This is a genomic window from Stenotrophomonas sp. 01N47 (assembly GCF_056399165.1).
Genome location: NZ_JBFTQU010000003.1, coordinates 326,330 through 344,916, shown reverse-complemented (window position 1 = coordinate 344,916; position 18,587 = coordinate 326,330). Strand labels below are relative to the sequence as shown.

Annotated in this window: 16 protein-coding genes; 5 read left to right on the top strand and 11 right to left on the bottom strand. The window is 66.8% G+C overall.

What is annotated here, in order from left to right:
- Positions 1-20 precede the first annotated feature (20 nt).
- Both AC1DKR_RS07745 and dusA read right to left on the bottom strand, forming a co-directional pair.
- Entirely contained in the window at positions 21-389 is a 369-nt protein-coding gene (locus AC1DKR_RS07745; RefSeq protein ID WP_025878314.1) for a hypothetical protein, read from the bottom strand.
- Between the two features lie 212 nt (positions 390-601).
- Positions 602-1,633, bottom strand: a complete 1,032-nt coding sequence (gene dusA, locus AC1DKR_RS07740; RefSeq protein ID WP_223497497.1) for a tRNA dihydrouridine(20/20a) synthase DusA — start codon at positions 1,631-1,633, stop codon at positions 602-604.
- A gap of 145 nt (positions 1,634-1,778) precedes the next feature.
- Here dusA and AC1DKR_RS07735 point away from each other — a divergent pair, with 145 nt between their 5' ends.
- Positions 1,779-2,357 (top strand): hypothetical protein, encoded by a 579-nt coding sequence (locus AC1DKR_RS07735; protein WP_312787150.1) that lies wholly within the window; start codon positions 1,779-1,781, stop codon positions 2,355-2,357.
- A gap of 54 nt (positions 2,358-2,411) precedes the next feature.
- Here the strand turns inward: AC1DKR_RS07735 and AC1DKR_RS07730 are convergent, their stop codons facing one another.
- From AC1DKR_RS07730 to AC1DKR_RS07720, 3 genes are all read right to left on the bottom strand, one after another.
- On the bottom strand, positions 2,412-5,177 hold the full coding sequence (locus tag AC1DKR_RS07730; RefSeq protein ID WP_478032108.1) for a peptidoglycan-binding protein: 2,766 nt from the start codon (positions 5,175-5,177) through the stop codon (positions 2,412-2,414).
- A gap of 63 nt (positions 5,178-5,240) precedes the next feature.
- Positions 5,241-6,110, bottom strand: coding sequence for a lysozyme inhibitor LprI family protein (locus AC1DKR_RS07725; protein WP_478032106.1), 870 nt, complete (start codon positions 6,108-6,110; stop codon positions 5,241-5,243).
- A gap of 192 nt (positions 6,111-6,302) precedes the next feature.
- On the bottom strand, positions 6,303-7,757 hold the full coding sequence (locus AC1DKR_RS07720) for a SulP family inorganic anion transporter (RefSeq protein ID WP_478032103.1): 1,455 nt from the start codon (positions 7,755-7,757) through the stop codon (positions 6,303-6,305).
- 210 nt (positions 7,758-7,967) lie between these two features.
- Here AC1DKR_RS07720 and AC1DKR_RS07715 point away from each other — a divergent pair, with 210 nt between their 5' ends.
- Entirely contained in the window at positions 7,968-8,948 is a 981-nt protein-coding gene (locus AC1DKR_RS07715; RefSeq protein WP_223497492.1) for a cation diffusion facilitator family transporter, read from the top strand.
- A gap of 111 nt (positions 8,949-9,059) precedes the next feature.
- The gene (locus AC1DKR_RS07710; RefSeq protein WP_478032101.1) at positions 9,060-9,485 is read left to right on the top strand and encodes an organic hydroperoxide resistance protein; all 426 of its coding nucleotides are present in this window, start codon (positions 9,060-9,062) and stop codon (positions 9,483-9,485) included.
- 208 nt (positions 9,486-9,693) lie between these two features.
- On the opposite strand, the gene mmsB is transcribed toward AC1DKR_RS07710, so the two are convergent.
- Genes mmsB through AC1DKR_RS07685 form a run of 5 tightly spaced genes read right to left on the bottom strand, consistent with a single transcriptional unit; the run spans position 9,694 to position 15,234 of the window.
- Positions 9,694-10,584: a 3-hydroxyisobutyrate dehydrogenase gene (gene mmsB, locus AC1DKR_RS07705; protein ID WP_004136647.1), complete on the bottom strand. Its 891-nt coding sequence runs from the start codon at positions 10,582-10,584 to the stop codon at positions 9,694-9,696.
- Complete coding sequence (locus AC1DKR_RS07700; RefSeq protein ID WP_478032098.1) at positions 10,581-11,756, bottom strand: enoyl-CoA hydratase/isomerase family protein; 1,176 nt, start codon at positions 11,754-11,756, stop codon at positions 10,581-10,583. The genes mmsB and AC1DKR_RS07700 overlap by 4 nt, the downstream gene beginning before the upstream one ends.
- The gene (locus AC1DKR_RS07695; RefSeq protein WP_363734303.1) at positions 11,753-12,550 is read right to left on the bottom strand and encodes an enoyl-CoA hydratase; all 798 of its coding nucleotides are present in this window, start codon (positions 12,548-12,550) and stop codon (positions 11,753-11,755) included. Before AC1DKR_RS07695 ends, AC1DKR_RS07700 begins: the two co-directional genes overlap by 4 nt.
- Positions 12,547-13,713, bottom strand: a complete 1,167-nt coding sequence (locus AC1DKR_RS07690; protein ID WP_363734302.1) for an acyl-CoA dehydrogenase family protein — start codon at positions 13,711-13,713, stop codon at positions 12,547-12,549. The genes AC1DKR_RS07695 and AC1DKR_RS07690 overlap by 4 nt, the downstream gene beginning before the upstream one ends.
- 15 nt (positions 13,714-13,728) lie before the next feature.
- Positions 13,729-15,234, bottom strand: coding sequence for a CoA-acylating methylmalonate-semialdehyde dehydrogenase (locus AC1DKR_RS07685; protein ID WP_025875748.1), 1,506 nt, complete (start codon positions 15,232-15,234; stop codon positions 13,729-13,731).
- A 114-nt stretch (positions 15,235-15,348) separates the two neighbouring features.
- Here AC1DKR_RS07685 and AC1DKR_RS07680 point away from each other — a divergent pair, with 114 nt between their 5' ends.
- Positions 15,349-16,716, top strand: coding sequence for a helix-turn-helix domain-containing protein (locus AC1DKR_RS07680; protein WP_447944496.1), 1,368 nt, complete (start codon positions 15,349-15,351; stop codon positions 16,714-16,716).
- Positions 16,717-17,054: 338 nt separating this feature from the next.
- On the opposite strand, the gene AC1DKR_RS07675 is transcribed toward AC1DKR_RS07680, so the two are convergent.
- Positions 17,055-17,492: a hypothetical protein gene (locus tag AC1DKR_RS07675; protein ID WP_099844655.1), complete on the bottom strand. Its 438-nt coding sequence runs from the start codon at positions 17,490-17,492 to the stop codon at positions 17,055-17,057.
- Positions 17,493-17,607: 115 nt separating this feature from the next.
- Here AC1DKR_RS07675 and AC1DKR_RS07670 point away from each other — a divergent pair, with 115 nt between their 5' ends.
- Positions 17,608-18,561: a DUF1028 domain-containing protein gene (locus tag AC1DKR_RS07670; RefSeq protein ID WP_394196892.1), complete on the top strand. Its 954-nt coding sequence runs from the start codon at positions 17,608-17,610 to the stop codon at positions 18,559-18,561.
- The last annotated feature ends 26 nt before the right edge of the window (positions 18,562-18,587 follow it).

Below are 18,587 nucleotides of genomic sequence, written 5' to 3'. Positions count from 1 at the left end.
ATAGCGACAACTATCCCTGTTCAGGGGTTATCGCCGCGTAGTGATGACATATCCGACCGCGGCGTGCGCGGCTGTGAACGTGCCGGAGCGGGGTCGTCCATGTAGCGGACCCGACCGCGGTCGTCCATGTATTTGACCCGGTTGATGTCACGACCATCGAACGGCACACGCTCGGCGCCCAGGATGTGGCCACCGGTGGTGCGCTGCACGCGGCGCACGGCATCGGACAGCGAGCGCTCGTTGCTGGCGCCACGGCCTCCACGCTCCATCATTTCTGCGCGCCCCTGTTCCCGCTGCGGGTCCTGCGCCAGCGCCGAAGACAGCGGGGCAGCCGCCAGGACCACGCAGGTGGCCAGGGCAATACAGCGGTGGAAGGGAGCGGAAGACATCGATGCGATCCTAGCCGAGCACGGCGATTCGTTCAAAAGTCGTAAATCCGGGCACCGGAATGGAACCCGGCGTTTTACAAATCTTTTGCAAATTCTTGGTTTCGGGCAGTGAATCCGGTCTGAACTTTTCCAGATGCTCCAGACCGTTGTTCAGCTAAGTGAACATTCGGGACGAAACGGCCGCCCTTGTCAAGTCAGGAATGTGACTGACGTCACGCAGCGGCGCGGTCGGCTTCGCGTTCGGTGACTGCCAGCGCCTGCTCGACCAGTGCCCAGTCGGCACCGGGGCGATGGGCACCCTCGCTCAGCACCTGGCGGAATGCGCGGCCGCCGGGCTGGCCGTGGAACAGGCCGAGGATGTGGCGGGTGATGTGCTTGAGGGCCAGGCCCTCGCCCAGGCGGGCTTCGATGTACGGGCGCAGAGCGCGCAGCAGCTCACCGCGCGGACGCAGCGGCGCGCCGGTCTGCAGCGCTTCCAGCTGATGCAGCAGGTAGGGGTCGTGGTAGGCCGCGCGACCGAGCATCACGCCATCGACGTGCGCGGCCTGCGCCTGCACCGCCTCGATGCTGGCCAGGCCACCATTGAGCACCACCGGCAGTGCCGGGCGCTCCTGCTTCAGCCGGTAGGCCCAGTCGTACTTCAACGGCGGAACCTCGCGGTTCTCCTTCGGCGACAGGCCCTTCAGCCAGGCATTGCGGGCGTGCACCACCACCATCGCGGCGCCGGCCTCGACCTGGCGGTCGACGAAACTGGCGAATACCTCGTAGTTGTCGTCTTCGTCCACGCCCAAGCGGCATTTCACCGTCACCGGGATGTCCACTGCCTCGACCATGGCCGACACGCATTCGGCCACCAGCACCGGCTCGCGCATCAGGCAGGCGCCGAAACGCCCGGCCTGCACGCGATCGGACGGGCAGCCGCAGTTGAGGTTGACCTCGTCGTAGCCCCAATCGGCGGCGATGCGCGCGGCCTGCGCCAGCAGGGCCGGATCGCTGCCACCGAGCTGCAGTGCCAGCGGTTGTTCGCTGGCATCGAAACCGAGCAGGCGCTGGCGATCGCCATGGATGACCGCATTGGCGTGCACCATTTCGGTGTACAGCCGCACACCCGGTGCCAGCAGGCGGTGGAACACCCGGCAATGGCGGTCGGTCCAGTCCATCATCGGGGCGACGGACAGACGCAGGGAATCAGCGTAACGGGCGGTGGCGGACGTCATCGGGCGGTTGATCGTGGAGACTGGCATTGCCAGTGAGATCAATAGTTTACACCGGGCGGATGAATGGCGACGGGCAGCCGGGTTGCAGGCCGGGTTGCCGCTGCCGCCGTTGCGTGGGGATACTCGGCACGCGAGTTCCTGTTGCACCGCGCCTGTTGGAAGGGAAGCCACAATGAAACCAACTGCATCCTCGCTGGCGGGCTCTGGCCTCGCCTGCCTCACCCTGCTGGCGGGACTGGCCCTGGGCAGTGGTTGCAGCAGCGTCCGCGACGCACGCCTCACCGAAATCAGGCCGGGCCCACGATGCGACTTCACCGAAGGCGCCACCTTCGACAACCGGCCGGCCTACCTGTCGGCGGGGCAGGAAAATGCACCCATCGGTGCGCTTTCCAGGCTCTTTGGCGACTACAACAAGGACATCCACCAGGTCACGATCCACCAGGAGGCGAGCCGGCTGGTGGCCCGCTTCCATGCCGCCGACGGCACCGGCATCGAGGCTGCAGGCAGCGCTTCCAGCAGGAGCTACAGCACCCAAGGAGAACAGCTGGTCATCAACCGGTGGTCATCGTGCAAACCGGGCGAAGCCGGCGCCGGCTGCGTCTGGTCGCGCGTGGAACTGTCCTGCACTGTGGAAAACGATCTGGTGGTGAAGCAGGTGGGCAGAGGCGCAGTCCTGCTGGCCCTGATCATCCCGATGGGCCAGCGCAGTACCCAGTTCGGGGTGTACCGGCGGGTCGGTCCTGCAGAGTGAATCCGCAAAAGGCTCCGGGTTGGACCCGGAGCCCTTGCCCACAGTGCGGCAGTCTTACAGGCCGCGGTTGCGCACCTGCTCCTGCTGCTGTTCGTGCACGCGCTGGTTGAACTGGACATCCAGTTCCTCGCTCTGGCGGGTGCTGGCCTCGACCGACTGCGACACGGCCTGTCGGCTGTCGACGAAGGTGCGCTGCGCGGCCGGGTCGCCGACATTGCCCTGCACGGCGAACAAGCCGCTGCCATCCGGGCGTGCGACCACATGATCGATCTGGTGCATGCCGGCGACCTTGCTTTCGTAGGCGAGCTGTCCAGCGGCGCGTTCGGTTTCCTGCGCGTTGGCGAACAGCGGGCACAGCCCGGCCTGCACACGCTGCTGCTGCAGCTCCTGCAGTTTCTCCAGGGCCTGGTTGAAGCGCGGATTCTCGGCATGCGAAGGATCGCGCATGCTGGGCGCTGCCGGTGCGGTCGGTTCGGTGCGCGCCGGGGCGGCGGCGGTCTGCGCGCCGGCCTTCACTGCGGCCGGGTCGTCCAATCGGCCCAGGGTTTGGCGGCCAGCCTTGCCATCCTGCTCCAGGCCGTTGTTGGCCTGGAACTGCTTGACCGCCGCAAAGGTGTCCTTGCCGTAGATGCCATCGGTCGCCAGCGGCTTGCAGTCGGCGCCCACGTGGCCCAGTGCCGCCAGCTTGCCCTGCAGCGCTTTGACCTCGTCACCGCGTTCGCCCTTCACCAGCATGCCATCAGCCATCGGCGCCTGCTGCGTGGCACGTGCGGCCTGCGCGGCTTCGGGCCCCTGCGCGTGTACCTTGCCGCCGAGGGTGATGCGGTCGTTGAGCATGTCGCCGAGGTAGCGGCGGAACTGCGCTGGCTCTACTTCGATATGCGCGTGCACCGCGCCGGGTGACCCCACATCGGACTGGCGCACCAGCGGCGCACCGTACTCGACGAAATCGCCGGTCTTGTACGGGATGGAGCCGACGGCGCCGTGCAATACCTGGCCCACCAGTTCGCGGCGGGTGTCGCCGGCCGGGTGGCTGAAGATGCTGATGGAATTGGTGCCGTCCTTGTTGAGCTGGACGTAGCCAGCCACCGGACTGGGAATCATCAGGCTGCGCCCGCCGGCACGGTCGGTCAGGATCAGGTCCTTCTGCACCAGCGGAATGCCGTTGGTGTCGCCACGCTTGCGCACGGCCTCCAGTTCACCGTCGACCATGTCCGCGGTGCGGTCAACCTTGCTGGCATCGCCAGCGCGCACAGCGGCGGCATTCGTTTTGGGATGGTGGATCTTCAACTCACGGAACGCGTCCTCGCCGCTGATGCCGTGGCGAAGGACGCGGTTGCTGCTGCCGTTGCCGAAGGGTTCCACCACGGAAATGCGCCCGCCACCGGGCGCAGCAGCGCCGGCAGGCGCGGTGTGCTGCTGCGCTGCGGGTGGCGCAGCCCTCGCCGGGGCTGTCGGCGCAGCCGGCGCGGTGGGGGTAGCAGGCGAAGGTGCGGCAGGGCGATGCTGTGCGGCCTCGGCATTGATCGCGCGGCGCGTCTGTGCGTCGGCCATGCCGGTGGCCGGCAGATGGTGCTGCTGCTGGAACACATTGATGGCGTGCTGGCTGCCGGCCCCCAGGTAGCCATCGGCGGTAATCGCTTTGCCCTGTGCATCGGTCAGGCCCAGCGCGGCCATGTCACGCTGCAGCGCGCGTGCCTCGCGGTCGATCGCACCCAGCGTCGCAGGCCCCACCTTGCCATCGACCGGATTCAGACGGTGGTCGCGCTGGAAGGCCTCGACGGCCTGGCGGGTGCTGGCATCGAACTGGCGGTCGGGGTGGATCGCCTGTGCGCCTGCGCCGCCGTAACCCAAGGCATGCAGGTTGTGCTCCAGCTTTTCCACCGCGCGGCCGCTACTGCCTTCCTTCAGCACCTGCGAGCCGCCGCCAGCGTGGTGCGAGCGTGCCTGTTCCAGCGCCACGCGGATGTCCGGGTCGCTTGCTTCGTTGGCCGGCGCGAAGTCACGGCGACCCACCTTCAGGTGCGCGCGATCCATTTCGGTGGAGTGCCTGGCATACGCATCCTCGTAACCGGCGGCGACATCGGCGGCGGCCAGCCCGGCATAGGAAGGGGTGCGCTGGCGGATGGCAGCGGCCTGGTCACGCAGGTCCTGGTAGTCACCACCGCGCTTGAGCACCGCTTCCAGGTTATCCAACCGGCCCGGCAGCTGGTTGGCGGTCTTGGCGATCAACGCGATGGCCTCGAAACGCTTGTCCTCGGCAATACCGTTGCCATGCTTGTCCAGCATGGTCATGGCAACCTCCGTGGCATTGCGCACCTGCGGGTAATCGATATGCGTATGGATCCACTGCTTGCCTTCCGGCGATCCGGCCCAGGCATTGATGCTGTCGCGGGTCGGGGCATCGATGAAGCGGATGGACGAGCGCTTTCCCTCGCCATTGCCGTGGCTGAGCAGGTCCGCACGCAGGTCGGCGAGGTCATGCGTGAACGGCAGCTTGTGTGCCTTGGCGTAGGCACTGGCCTGGTCGATGACGCCATCGACATACGTTGTTTCGCCTGGCCACAACGCACGACCTGTGGTCTCGCCCAGCGGCCACGTGCCACGCTGGCCCAGATCGACCTGGATGGTGCCCAGAGAATAGCCACTGTTGTCTCTCACCGCGCTGACGGTGCCCCACTCCGGCTCGCGCAGCCCTCGGGTGATACCGGCGATCGACAGGTGATACGACGATCCACCACCTTCGGTGCCACGTCCCACGGTAAAGAACACGGCGCCGGCCGTGGCGTCCAGGTTACGGGTATCGATGTTGTTCGGCATGGCTCTCTTCCTTGTCCTTGGAGGGATGACCGGGGTGCGGTTGCCTGCGGTGCGATCTGTGGATCAGGGGGCCAGCTCGCGCGCGTGCAGCTCGGCGGCGCGGTTGGCGTAACGGTTGAGGCGGCACAACTGCGCGTCCATCATCGGCCCGATGCGGTCACTGGTCGTTGCACAGCGCTTGTCGGTGTCTTCGGCCCAGTGGGCCTGTTCGTCCATCCAGCGGTCCTTGGCCGGACCGTCGGGGCCGTTCATCAGGCGCGCCACTTCGGCCTGTACCTGCGTCTGGTGGTAGGCCAGCTCGGTATCGCCGCAAGCCCGGATATGGTCGTTCATGCCACGGGCTTGCTGCACACAGCGGATGAATTCCGGGCGAAGCGTTGCCTGGGTGTAGGAGGTATCGGGCGGGCCGCTCTGCGCCAGCAATGCGTCGGCGCGGTTGGCCACACGGAACAGGCGGCACTCCTGTGCCTTCTGCAGGTCATCCACACCGGCATTGGCCGGAGCGGCGCAATGGCGATCGGTATCGCTGCGCCAGGTCGCCTGGGTAGCCAGGAACGCATGCTTGGCAGCAGCGTCGAGCCCGGTCACGGCTTTGCTGGCACCTTCTTCCAGGCGCCCCTCCTGGTAGGCCAGTTCATCCTTGCCGCAGGCCTGCAGCTTGCCCGCATCCTCCACACCATCCACGCACCAGCCATAAGCTGGGCGCAGGCGACCATCTGTGTAGGAGGCATCAGGGTACCCAGAGGAATCACCGGTCGCTGGGTTGGGGGCGGTTGCCGGCGATGCCGCGGCGAGCGGTGCCGGGGTGGCCGCCGCTTCGGCCGATGCAGGGGAAGAAGGTGCCTGGCACGCGGCGAGCGCCAGGCACAGGGCCAGCACCTTCCAGCACCGACGCCCGGAGACGATCTGTTCATTGCCCCGACGGGCATCCATTGCCTGCATCAGCCTGTATCTCCCTTGCGTGTCGCCAGCGGGTGCCGGCGGGGAGGGGCCGTCCATCGGCCCCGATCACGGTGCAGATCCTACGACAGCTGCGGTTTCAGATGGCTGACTGAATTCAGCTTGCGCGGACGGCGTCGCAGAAACTGCCTGGCCAGTCCGAGGCATGGAGCCGCGAGCGCGCGGTCAATGCGCGCCGCCGCGCCCTCCCACCTGTTCGATCAGCGTCTGGCTGGCGGCGTTGAGGCCGACAACACTGACTTCGGCGCCGTGCGCGGCCAGCTTTTCCCCTGCGCGTTCCAGCGCGGCGACGGCGGTCAGGTCCCATAGATGGGCGTCGCGCAGGTCGATCTGCACCTTCGGCGCCACGTGCTGGTAGTCGAACGCCGCACCCAGCTGCCCGGCGGAGGCGAAGAACACCTGGCCGCGCACGCGGTAGACCTGCATGTCCGCAACGTCTTCGCGCTGCACGTCGAGCATGTGGCCGACCTTGCGGGCGAAGAACAGCGCCGACAGCAGCACGCCGCTGAGGACACCCTTGGCCAGATCATGGGTGGCCACGGTGACCACCACGGTCAGCAGCATCACTGCCGAGGAGCTGCGTGGATGCGTGCGCAGGTCGCGCAGCGAGCGCCAGCTGAAGGTGCCGATGCTGACCATGATCATCACCGCCACCAGTGCGGCCATCGGGATCTGCCGCACCAGGTCGCTGCCGTACACCACCAGCACCAGCAGCAGTACGCCGGCCACCAGGCAGGACAGGCGCCCGCGGCCACCGGAGGTCACGTTGATGACCGACTGACCAATCATCGCGCAGCCGGCCATGCCACCGAGGAAGCCGGTGACCGTGTTCGCCACGCCCTGGCCGACGCACTCGCGGTTGCGCTCACTGGGCGTCTCGGTGATGTCTTCGACAATCTGCAGGGTCATCATCGATTCGAGCAGGCCGACCACCGCCAGCGTGGCCGACACGGGCAGCAGGATGCGCAGCGTTTCCCAGGTGAAGGGCACATCCGGGATGAGGAAGTACGGCAGGCTGTCGGGCAGCTGGCCCATGTCGCCCACCGTGCGCACATCGATGCCGAAGCCGATGACCACGGCGGTGAGCACGATGATCGCCACCAGAGGCGATGGCACGGCACGGGTGACGCGTGGCAGCAGGTAGATGATGGCCAGCGCGGCAGCACACAGTACGTAGACCGCAGGACCGCGACCGATCAGCTCGGGCATCTGGGCCAGGAAGATCAGGATGGCCAGCGCATTGACGAAGCCGGTGATGACCGAGCGCGAAACAAAACGCATCAGCGAGCCAAGCTTGAACAGGCCAGCCACTACCTGCAGCAGGCCGGCCAGGATGCTGGCGGCGAACAGGTACTGCAGGCCGTGATCACGAACGAGATCGACCATCACCAGCGCCATCGCACCGGTGGCGGCGGAGATCATGCCCGGACGGCCACCGGCGATGGCAGTGATCACCGCGATGGAGAACGCGGCGTACAGGCCGACCTTGGGATCGACGCCGGCGATAAGCGAGAAGGCGATTGCTTCGGGAATCAGCGCCAGGGCAACAACGGCGCCGGACAACAGATCACCACGGAGGTTGCCGAGCCATTGCTGGCGCAGGGGATAGGACGTTTGCATGGAAAAGCTCCGCGCACACGCGGGCGAGGCCACGTGGCGCTGCAGTGGAAAGACACGGATTCCTGAGCCGGATGGGCCGGCTGCCGATGGGCGGCAAGGGTCAGGGTGGCGTGATCACTGCAGTGTGTCGTCGGGTAGCGTGGGAGGGGCGGAGTCTACGGGAACATCCGCCGCCGGGGTAGCGATGGCGCCTTCTGAAAGCGGCGGAGCATGGCTCCGCTCTACAATCGGAGCATGACCACCGACCGACCGCACTTCTTCGACCCGGCGACCGAACAGGGCGTGCTGCGTCTTTCCATCGCCGGCTCGCTGCTGCTGGCGGCTGCCGCGGTGGTGTTCGGCTTGCTGGCCAATTCTTCGCTGATCATCTTCGACGGCATCTACGGGCTGATCGATGTGGTGATGACCTGGTTGTCGCTGCTGGTCGCGCGGCTGATCGCCCTGTCCACGCAGACCGATGCCGTGCAGTCGCGCCTCAACCAACGCTTCACCATGGGCTTCTGGCATCTGGAACCGATCGTGCTGGGGGTCAGCGGTACGTTGATGATCGGCGCCGCGCTGTATGCGCTGGTCAACGCCGTGGATGCGCTGATGTCCGGTGGCCGCCAGATCGCGCTGGGTCCGGCGATCATCTTCGCTGGCCTGTCGATCGTTGCCGAGAGTGTGTTGGCCTGGTTCGTGCTGCGCGCCAATCGCCGTATCGGCTCGGAGTTCATCGCCCTGGACGCAAAGAACTGGGTGATCGCCGCCAGCATGTCGGCCTGCTACCTGGCCGCCTTCCTCGGTGGCGTGCTGGTGCGCGGTACATCGTTGGCCTGGGTCGGGCCGTACATCGATCCGGCCATCCTCGCCTTCGTCTGCGTGCTGGTGATGATCGCGCCACTGGGCACGGTCCGCCGCGCACTGGCCGGCATCCTGCTGGTCACCCCGCCGGAGCTGCAGGCGCACGTGGATGCGGTGGCGCGCGATATCGTCGCCCGACACGGCTTCGTCGAACACCGCAGCTATGTGGCGCAGGTCGGCCGTGGCGAACAGATCGAGCTGTTCTTCGTGGTGCGCGAGGACGACCCGCCGCGGCCCCTGCTGGAGTGGGATCACCTGCGCGACGAAATCGGCGATGCGCTGGGCGAATCCTCGCCGGACCGCTGGCTGACCATCATGTTCACCACTGACCGGGAATGGACGATCTAGGCCCGGCGGACGATCCGTCAAGTTTTGCAGACGAAATGTCACCCACCGTCTGCAGAATCCGGGCAAAGTAGGCTCCAACGCACCACCCACCCACTGACCAGGAGCATCCCGATGTCCATCGAAAAGGTTCTGTACACCGCCCAGGCCACCTCCACCGGCGGCCGTGAAGGCCGTTCCGTGTCCTCCGACAACGTGCTGGACATCCAGCTGTCGACCCCGCGCGAGCTGGGCGGCGCTGGCGGCCCCGGCACCAATCCGGAACAGCTGTTCGCGGCCGGCTATTCGGCCTGCTTCCTGGGCGCACTGAAGTTCGTCGCCGGCCAGGCCAAGGTCGCGCTGCCGGCCGACACCACCGTCACCGGCGAGGTCGGCATCGGCCAGATCCCGACCGGTTTCGGCATCGAAGCCGAGCTGACCATCAACGTGCCGGGCGTGCCGCGCGAGCAGGTGGAAGAGCTGGTGCAGAAGGCGCACATCGTCTGCCCGTACTCCAACGCTACCCGCGGCAACATCGACGTGACGCTGATCGTTGCCTGATGCGGCCGGGGTCGGATCCCTTTGCCATGGGCAAAGGGCTCTGACCCCATCGCGGAGTATTCGGGGTCAGAGCCCTTTCGCGTTGCGAAAGGGATCCGACCCCCAAAAAAATGGGCGGATGCCGGTCGAAACCGGGCATCCGCCCATCCCACCTTCGTTGTCCCGCAAGGGGGCATGAGGTTGCCGGCCAGCGGCCGGCATTACCAGGTCACTTTTCGCTCGTGATGAGCTGCACGACGCTGGAGAAATCCAGCTTGCCGCGCCCGGCCTGGTGGTTCATCGAGTACAGGTTGCGGGCCACTTCGCCCAGCGGGATCGAGGCGCCGACGCTCATCGCTGCTTCCACCGCCAGGCCCATGTCCTTCAGCATCAGGTCGCTGCCGAAGCCGCCGCTGTAACCGCGCGACGCCGGCGCGTTTTCCAGCACGCCCGGCCACGGGTTGCACACTTCGGTGGCCCAGCTGCGGCCGGTGCTGACCGCCATCATCTGCGACAGCACCTTCGGATCCAGCCCGTGTGCCACGCCCAGGGCGATGGCCTCGCCGGTGACGGCCATGATCACGCCCAGCGCCATGTTGTTGCACAGCTTGGCGACCTGGCCGGCACCACTGGCGCCCACATGGAAGATGTTCTTGCCCATCGCCTGCAGTACCGGGCGGGCGCGTTCAAGCGCGTCCTCTTCGCCACCGACGATGAAGGTGAGGGTGCCGGCCTGTGCGCCGGCAGTGCCACCGGACACCGGCGCGTCGATCATCTGCAGGCCACGTGCGGCAGCCGCTTCGGATACCTTGCGCGCGCTGGCCGGGGCAATCGTGCTGCAGTCGATGACCAGCGCCCCGGCGGGAATCGCGGCAAGGATGCCGTCGTCGCCCAGGTACACGCCTTCGACGTGGCGGCTGGCCGGCAGCATCGAGATCACCACCTCGGCATCGGCCAAGGTCTCGCGTGCCGATGCCGCTGCGCTGGCACCCGCGTCGACCGCCGCCTGCACCGCGGCAGGCACCAGATCGAACACACGTACGGTGTGGCCGTTCTTGACCAGATTGGCGGCCATCGGGCCACCCATGTTGCCCAACCCAATGAATGCAATGCGGCTCATGCCAGGCTCCTTTCAGCGAGAGGGGTACCCAGGTCGGCCAGCGGATGCGCGGCATCGGCCCAGGGAGAAGCGAAGAACGTATCGGCCCATGCGCGGTCGGCATCGGCCAGCGTGGCCGGGTTCCACGAGGGATTGCGGTCCTTGTCGATCAGCAGCGCGCGGATGCCTTCAGCAAAATCACCATGCGCAGCGCAATGCAGGGCGGTGATGTATTCCAGCCGGTAAACGCTGGCCAGATCCTGGCCGGCGCTGCGACGCTGCAGCTCGAAGGCCAACCGTGCCGAACCGGGTGCACCGGCCGCAAGGGTCTTCTGTGCGCCCTGCAGCCACGCGTCATCGGTCTGCAGGGTGCTGATGCGTTCGACGATGGCGGCCAGGTCATCGCCTGCGCACAGCGCATCGACCTGCGCGGCATTGGCCAGCAGCGGGCCGGTAGCCGCATCGCTGGCAAACGACAGCAGCAGCTGTGACAGGCGCTCGTGGTTGCGTGCGGCATCGGCCGACCACGCGACCTGCAGCAGCGCGTCGAACACCGCACTGCGGCGTTCCTCGGTCACATGCACGTCGGCCAGGCCGGCATAGATCGCGTCGCCCGGGTTGAGCAGCGCACCTGTCAGCGCCAGGAACAGGCCACCGTTGCCCGGCACGCGCGGCAGCAGCCAGCTACCACCCACGTCAGGGAACAGGCCCACAGTGATTTCCGGGAAGGCCAGCTTGGAACGCTCGCTGACCACGCGGTGGCTGGCGCCGGACATCAGGCCGATGCCGCCGCCCATCACGATGCCGTGGCCCCAGCACAGGATCGGCTTGGCGTAGGTGTGGATCAGGTAGTCGACGCGGTATTCGACGTCGAAGAATTCGGCGGCGTAGTCGTTCTCTCGGATATCGCCATGGCCGGCGTCGCGGTAGGCACGCATGCTCTGGTACAGGCTGTGCAGGTCACCGCCGGCGCAGAACGCCTTCTCACCGGCGCCCTGCAGCACCACCATGGCGATGCCGTCGTCGTCGGCCCAGGCGTTCAACTGCTGCAACAACAGGTGCGCCATCGGCAGCGAGAAACCATTGAGCGTGCGCGGTGCGTTCAGCGTGGCGATGCCGATGCGCGTACCGTTGCCGGCCACGCGCTCATCGAACAGCACCGGTGCTTGTTCGGCAACGGTGTCGGTGGTCATGCGTTCTTCCACTGCGCGGCGCGCTTTTCAAGGAAGGCACTGACGCCCTCGACCTGGTCGGCGGTGTCGAACAGATCGACGAAGGCCTCGCGCTCGGCGACAAGCGCCGACGCATGGGTGCCGGTGCGCGTGGACTGCACCAACGTCTTGCAGGCGGCAATGCTGGTCGGGCTCTGCTTGCCGGCCTTCTTCGCCCATTCCAGTGCCAGCGCCTTGGCTTCGCCCTTGCCAACCTTTTCTTCGGCAAGACCAATCCGCACGGCGGTTTCGGCGTTGATGCGCTCGCCGAGCAGGATCATGCGCTTGGCCCAGCCCTCGCCGACCAGGCGCGGCAGGTTCTGGGTGCCACCGGCGCACGGCAGCAGGCCGACGGTCGCTTCGGGCAACGCTACCTGGGCGTGCTCTTCGATGATGCGCAGGTCGCAGGCCAGCGCGCATTCCAGGCCGCCGCCCATGGCGTAGCCGTTGATTGCAGCGATCGACACGCCACGGAACGCGGACAGTGCTTCGAAGGCTTCGCCGAAACGGCGCGCCGCTTCGCGTGCGGCAGCCTTGTCGCCGGAGGCGAACTGGTTGAGGTCGGCGCCGGCAGAGAAGAACTTCTCGCCGTCACCGGTGATCACCAGCGCGTAGATGTCGCGGTCTGCGTTGAGCGCGCCCACCAGGTCGCGCAGCGCCGACAGGCTGTGCACGGTCCAGGTATGCGCCGGCGGGTTGTGCAGGGTGATGACCGCGGTGTGGCCATCGGCCTCGACCTTCAGGCCCACGTGTTCCTGGGTACGCCAATCCTTCATCGCAGTTCCTCTTCGGTGTTGAGCAGGTGACGGGCAACGATCACCCGCATGATCTCGTTGGTGCCTTCCAGGATCTGGTGCACGCGCGAATCGCGCAGCAGGCGCTCGATCGGATACTCGCGGATGTAGCCGTAGCCGCCGTGGATCTGCAGCGCTTCGTTGCAGATGTTGAAGCCGGCATCGGTAGCGAAACGCTTGGCCATCGCGCACCACACGTTGGCATCGTTGGCGCCGGCATCGAGCTTGCGCGCGGCGGTATGCACCATCTGCCGCGCGGCAACCAGCTCGATGGCCATGTCGGCCAACTTGAACTGCAGCGCCTGGAATTCGGACAACGCCTTGCCGAACTGGCGGCGCTCGCCCATGTAGCGGCGTGCGGCATCCAGCGCGCCCTGCGCAGCACCCAGCGAGCACGCGGCGATGTTGATGCGGCCGCCATCGAGCCCCTTCATCGCCAGCTTGAAGCCGCCACCTTCCTCTCCCAGAAGGTGGCTGACCGGTACGCGGACGTTTTCGAAGGTGATGCCGCGGGTGGGCTGGCTGTTCCAGCCCATCTTCTCTTCCTTGCGGCCATAGCTGATGCCCGGCAGGTCGGCCGGCACCGCGATCGCGCTGACCCCGCCTGCACCGGCACCGCCGGTACGTGCCATCACCACCAGCAGCTCGGTGGCACCGGCGCCGGAAATGAAGGCCTTGGAGCCATTCAACACGTAGAACTCGCCATCGCGCACGGCGGTGGTCTTCAGCGAGGCTGCATCCGAACCGGCGCCCGGCTCGGTCAGGCAGTACGAGGCCAGCTTGCTGCCCGAAGACAGGTCATTGCCCCAGGCATCACGCAGGGCCGGTTGGCCCCACTTGGACACCATCCACGAGGCCATGTTGTGGATGCTGATGTAGGCCGCGGTCGACGGGTCGACGTTGGCGAGCTCCTCGATGACGACGGCGGCGTCCAGTCGGCTCAGGCCGCTGCCGCCCACTTCCGGGTCCATGTACAGACCGCAGAAGCCCAGTTCACCGGCCTTGGCGATCGCCTCGCGCGGAAAGATGCCCTCCGCATCCCATCGCGCGGCGTGCGGCGCCAGTTCGGCCTGTGCGAAGTCACGCGCCGCTTCGCGGTAGGCCTGCTGCGCTTCTTCCTGTTCCGTCGTCATCGAGTGGCTCATGGCTGCTCCCTGCTGTTACTTCAGGCTGATCGTGGTGTTGACGCCGTGGCTCAGCGTCTCGTCGTCGAACCAGCGCGCGGTGACGGTCTTGGTCTGCGTGTAGAACAGCACCACCTGCTTGCCGTACGGACCCAGGTCGCCCAGCTTGGAAGCGCGCGAACCGGTGAACGAGAACAGCGGCACCGGCACCGGGATCGGCACGTTGATGCCGACCTGGCCGACGTCGATGTCTTCCTGGAACCGGCGTGCTGCGGCGCCGGACTGGGTGAACAGCGCGGTGCCGTTGCCGTTCGGGTTGCTGTTGACCATGGCGATGGCCTCATCCAGCGTTTCCGCTTCGAGGATGACCAGCACCGGCCCGAAGATTTCTTCCTGGTAGATGCGCATGTCGGTGGTGACACCGGCAAAGATGGTCGGGCCGACGAAGTTGCCCTTCTCGAAACCATCGACCTGCGGCTTGCGGCCATCGAGCACCAGCTTGGCACCCTGCTCCACGCCCGAAGCGATCAGGCCTTCGACGCGATCACGGGCGCTGCAGGAAATGACCGGGCCGACGTCGGTGCCGGCGACCGTGCCACCGCTGACCTTCAGGGTCTTGGCCTTTTCGACCAGGTCCTGCACCCAACCGCGTGCTTCACCGACCAGCACCAGGGTGGAGGCGGCCATGCAGCGCTGGCCCGCCGCACCGAAGGCCGCGCCGACCATCGCATTGAGGGTCTGCTCCTTGTTGGCGTCCGGCAGCACCACGGCGTGGTTCTTGGCGCCCATCATGCACTGCACGCGCTTGCCGGCCAGCGAGGCGCGGTTGTACACGTGGGTGCCGACACGGGTGGAACCGACGAACGACACCGCCTTGATGTCCGGGTGGTCGCAGATGGCGTTGACCACTTCCTCACCGCCGTGGACCACGTTCAGCACGCCCTTGGGAATGCCCGCTTCCAGCGCCAGTTCGACCAGGCGCATGGTGACCATCGGGTCCTGCTCGGACGGCTTGAGGATGAAGGTGTTGCCGGTGGCAATGGCCATCGGGAACATCCACAGCGGAATCATCGCCGGGAAGTTGAACGGAGTGATGCCTGCGCACACGCCCAGCGGCTGCATGATCGAGTAGGTGTCCACGCCGTTGGCCACGTTGTTGGCCAGTTCGCCCAGCTGCAGGTTGCCGATGGCGGCCGCATGCTCGACCACTTCCAGGCCGCGGAACACATCGCCTTCGGCGTCCGGCAGGGTCTTGCCCTGTTCGGCGGTGAGGATGTGCGCCAGCTCGCTCATGTTTTCGCGGATGAGCTGCTGGTACTTCAGGAAGATGCGCGCACGGGTACCGATCGGGGTCTTGCGCCAGGTCTTGAAGGCCTCCTTGGCGGCAGCCACGGCGGCATCGACTTCACCGGTGGTGGCGAACGGCACCTGGGCCAGCACGTCCTGGGTGGCCGGGTTGATCACGTCCTGCCAGTGGGAGGTGGCCGATTCAACGAACTGGCCATCGATCAGCATGCGGATACGGGGCGCTGCAACAGTCATGACGACAATCCACGGGGTGCGAAAGATGCTTGGCATTATTCACAGGCCACGCCTCGATTTCCGGCCTGAATCCGCTTAATCTGGCCAATGCCCGCCACGATTCCTGTTAATTCTGTGAATTATTCAGCCCCCCAGCGCCAGCTCGGCCTGCGACTGCTGCGCCTGCGCGAGCAGCGCGGCTACAGCCAGGCCGACCTTGCCCGCGCCCTGGGGCTGTCGGCCAGCTACCTGAACCAGATCGAGCGCAACAAGCGCCCGCTGACGCCTGCGGTGCAGAAGAAGCTGGGCGAGGTGTTGGGCGATGTTTCCCCCCTGTTCGACGACGATGAGCCCGCCGCGCTGCAGGAGTCGCTGGGCGAGACCCTGCGCGATCTGGGCCTGGCCGACGTCAGCGCCACCGAACTGCGCGCGCTGGCCGGCAACCTGCCGCAGGTCAGCCGCGCGCTGCTGGACCTGCACCGCCGCCACCTGGCATTGCGCGAGCATGCCGCCGCGCTGGAGTTCCAATTGGGCGAGCCGGGTGCGGGCAGCACGTTGCCGGCGGGTGACCAGGTGCGCGAGTTCTTCAACCGCATGCACAACCACATCCCCGAGCTGGACGAACTGGCCGAGCAGTTGTTCGCCGAATGGGGGCTGGCGCCGGGACACGTGGCGCCACGGCTGCGCCAGCTGCTGGCCGACCGCCACGGGGTGCTGGTGGAAGTGGCCGCGCTGCAGGCCGGGCGCGAGAAGCGCCAGTACGATGCCGGCAGCCGTACGCTGTGGCTGCCCGACTACCTGGAGCCGGGCCAGCAGGCGTTCCAGATGGCGGTCGAGCTGGCGCTGCGTGGCTACCTGCCGCAGATCGATGCGGTGATCGCGCGCACCGGCTTCACCGACGAGGCCCGCATCGCACAGGCGCGTATCGGCCTGTCCAACTATTTCGCCGGTGCGCTGGTGATGCCGTACATGCGTTTCCTGCGCGCGGCCGAGGCCAGCGGTTATGACATCGAGCTGCTGGCGCATCAGTTCGGTGTGGGATTCGAGGCGGTCTGCCATCGATTGAGTACGCTGGCACGCCGCAGTGCGCCGGGGCTGCCGTTCTTCTTCATCCGCGTGGACCGCGCCGGCAACGTGTCCAAGCGCCACTCGGCCACCGATTTCCACTTCTCGCAGGTGGGCGGTTCCTGCCCTTTGTGGATCGTCTATGAGGCGTTCAACCAGCCCGGGCGCATCCTCACCCAGACCGCGCGCATGCCCGATGGCCGCCGCCATTTCTGGCTGGCACGGCAGGTGAGCAGCGGCCCGGTGGGACACGGCCAGCCACGCAAGACCTTCGCGGTGGCACTGGGGTGTGACCTGCAGCATGCGGATCGGCTGGTGTATTCACTGGGGCTGGACGTGCAGAGCCCGGGCAATTCGGTGTCGATCGGGCCGGGCTGCCGGGTGTGCCCGCGCGAGGACTGCATGCAGCGCGCGTTCGCGCAGTTGCCGGGGCGGTAGGGGTTGGGGGTTCGGCAGGGCTGCGCCCTGCACCTGCAGAGGCAACGTCAACGTCAACGTCAAAAGCTGGTTATCCGTGGGTGGCGGGGTGGGTCCGATTGCGGGGGACGCCGTAAACCCATCCCTGGGGGCTTGGGCGCGCCATCCATGGCGCTTACACCCCCGCAACCGGGCCCACCCCACCTTCGACAGATCTCTGCAATTTGTCGGCGTCGGATCCCGTTGCTGCGCAACGGGCTTTGACCCAATCCGGACGATCCGTTGGCTCCGTCGGATGCCGACCTTGGTCGGCACAATCCGTCGGTAGGCGAAACGCATCCAAGCATGGCGTGGCGCTACTAGTCCCAGAACACGGTCAGCACGCGATGGCCGGCGGAGGGCAGCGGCGCATCGACGTGCTGTCCATACGGCCAGCCCTCGCCTACGCCATCGCATTCCAGCCCCTGCAGCCACTCTTCAACGGTCGCCGCATCGGCGCTGGTCAGCAGGTGCACGTTCTCGGCCGCTGGCCATTCGCTGTCATCCTCCAGTGCGCTGCCCCAGTCCTGGTGCAGGCCCACGTACACACCTTCCACCTCCGGGCGCGCGGCAATGGCGGCGAAGCGGGCGTACAGTTCGGCAATCGGCGGACGGCCATAGCCCCACTGGTTCGGTGCGATGCTCTCTTCCTGGTCGTTGCCTTCGAAGTACGCCGCCAGCGGCACCACCGGGAAGTGGTCCGCGTCACGGGCATCGAGGCGTTCAAGCAGGTCCAGCAGTTCCTGGCGGGCGGACATCGGGCATTCCTTGCATGCATGAAGAGCCGGACATTCTAGGGCGCCCGCCGCTGCCTGCATTAAACCTTCCGCAGGTTCGTTGCATCCCAGTCCAACCCCATCACCGGAGACGACCATGTACGTGCTGCGCCCCTGCCTGGCCCTGCTGCTTGCTGCTGTCGCGACACCGGCGTGGGCGACCTTTTCCATTGCTGCCTGCAACGAGGCCGGCGACTGCGGCGTGGCGGTGGCCACGCACAACCTCGCTGTCGGAGGAGTGGGCGTGCCGTGGGCGCAGGCGAAGGTCGGCGCGGTCGCCAGCCAGTTCGAAACCAACCCGACCTATGGGTCGAAGGGTCTGGAACTACTGGCTACGGGTCGCTCGCCCACGCAGGTGCTGAAGCAACTGCTGGATGAGGACGGCGATTTCGATGGCACCAGCATCGCCGAGCGCCAGATAGGCCTGGTCAGCGCGCGCGGTGGCAACGCGCAGTACACCGGCGCGACCGCCCAGCAGGCCGATTGGGCCGGCGCCCAGGGCGAAGGCAACGTCAGCGTGCAGGGCAATGGATTGGCAGGGCCAGAGGTACTGGCCGCCATGCAACGCACATTCGCGGCCACCCACGGTGCGCTTGCCGCGCGCCTGTTGGCAGCACTGGAAGCGGGACAAGCGGCGGGTGGACAACGCAGCGGGCAATGGTCGGCGGCATTGCTGGTGCGCACGCCTGGCGGCGACTGGCAGGACACCGACCTGCGCGTGGATGCCGATCCGCGTGCCGTGCCGCGCCTGCGCGAGCTGTACGACATGCGGCTTTCAAATGAAGCGATCATCCGCGCCGAGCAGCAGTGGGAAAAGGGCGACGTGGCCGGCGCACGCGCGTCGCTGGCCACCTCGCTGGCGCTGGCGCATGGCTGGGACCGGACGTGGGCACGCGCGGCGCGGCTGGCGATGTCGCAGGGTGAAACCGCATTGGCCCGCGAATACCTGGCGGGATTGCGCGCGCTCAATCCGGGATGGGTGAAGCAGGAATTGGCCTTGCCGTTGTATGCGCCATTGCGCGGCGATGCGGTGGTCAAGGCGTGGCGATAACCAACGGTAGCGCCGGGCCATGCCCG

Bases quoted from the DNA above. Each gene is read 5' to 3' on its own strand.
- AC1DKR_RS07745 (WP_025878314.1), bottom strand. From the start codon at position 389: ATGTCTTCCGCTCCCTTCCACCGCTGTATTGCCCTGGCCACCTGCGTG.
- dusA (WP_223497497.1), bottom strand. From the start codon at position 1,633: ATGCCAGTCTCCACGATCAACCGCCCGATGACGTCCGCCACCGCCCGT.
- AC1DKR_RS07735 (WP_312787150.1), top strand. From the start codon at position 1,779: ATGAAACCAACTGCATCCTCGCTGGCGGGCTCTGGCCTCGCCTGCCTC.
- AC1DKR_RS07730 (WP_478032108.1), bottom strand. From the start codon at position 5,177: ATGCCGAACAACATCGATACCCGTAACCTGGACGCCACGGCCGGCGCC.
- AC1DKR_RS07725 (WP_478032106.1), bottom strand. From the start codon at position 6,110: ATGGATGCCCGTCGGGGCAATGAACAGATCGTCTCCGGGCGTCGGTGC.
- AC1DKR_RS07720 (WP_478032103.1), bottom strand. From the start codon at position 7,757: ATGCAAACGTCCTATCCCCTGCGCCAGCAATGGCTCGGCAACCTCCGT.
- AC1DKR_RS07715 (WP_223497492.1), top strand. From the start codon at position 7,968: ATGGCTCCGCTCTACAATCGGAGCATGACCACCGACCGACCGCACTTC.
- AC1DKR_RS07710 (WP_478032101.1), top strand. From the start codon at position 9,060: ATGTCCATCGAAAAGGTTCTGTACACCGCCCAGGCCACCTCCACCGGC.
- mmsB (WP_004136647.1), bottom strand. From the start codon at position 10,584: ATGAGCCGCATTGCATTCATTGGGTTGGGCAACATGGGTGGCCCGATG.
- AC1DKR_RS07700 (WP_478032098.1), bottom strand. From the start codon at position 11,756: ATGACCACCGACACCGTTGCCGAACAAGCACCGGTGCTGTTCGATGAG.
- AC1DKR_RS07695 (WP_363734303.1), bottom strand. From the start codon at position 12,550: ATGAAGGATTGGCGTACCCAGGAACACGTGGGCCTGAAGGTCGAGGCC.
- AC1DKR_RS07690 (WP_363734302.1), bottom strand. From the start codon at position 13,713: ATGAGCCACTCGATGACGACGGAACAGGAAGAAGCGCAGCAGGCCTAC.
- AC1DKR_RS07685 (WP_025875748.1), bottom strand. From the start codon at position 15,234: ATGACTGTTGCAGCGCCCCGTATCCGCATGCTGATCGATGGCCAGTTC.
- AC1DKR_RS07675 (WP_099844655.1), bottom strand. From the start codon at position 17,492: ATGTCCGCCCGCCAGGAACTGCTGGACCTGCTTGAACGCCTCGATGCC.
- AC1DKR_RS07670 (WP_394196892.1), top strand. From the start codon at position 17,608: ATGTACGTGCTGCGCCCCTGCCTGGCCCTGCTGCTTGCTGCTGTCGCG.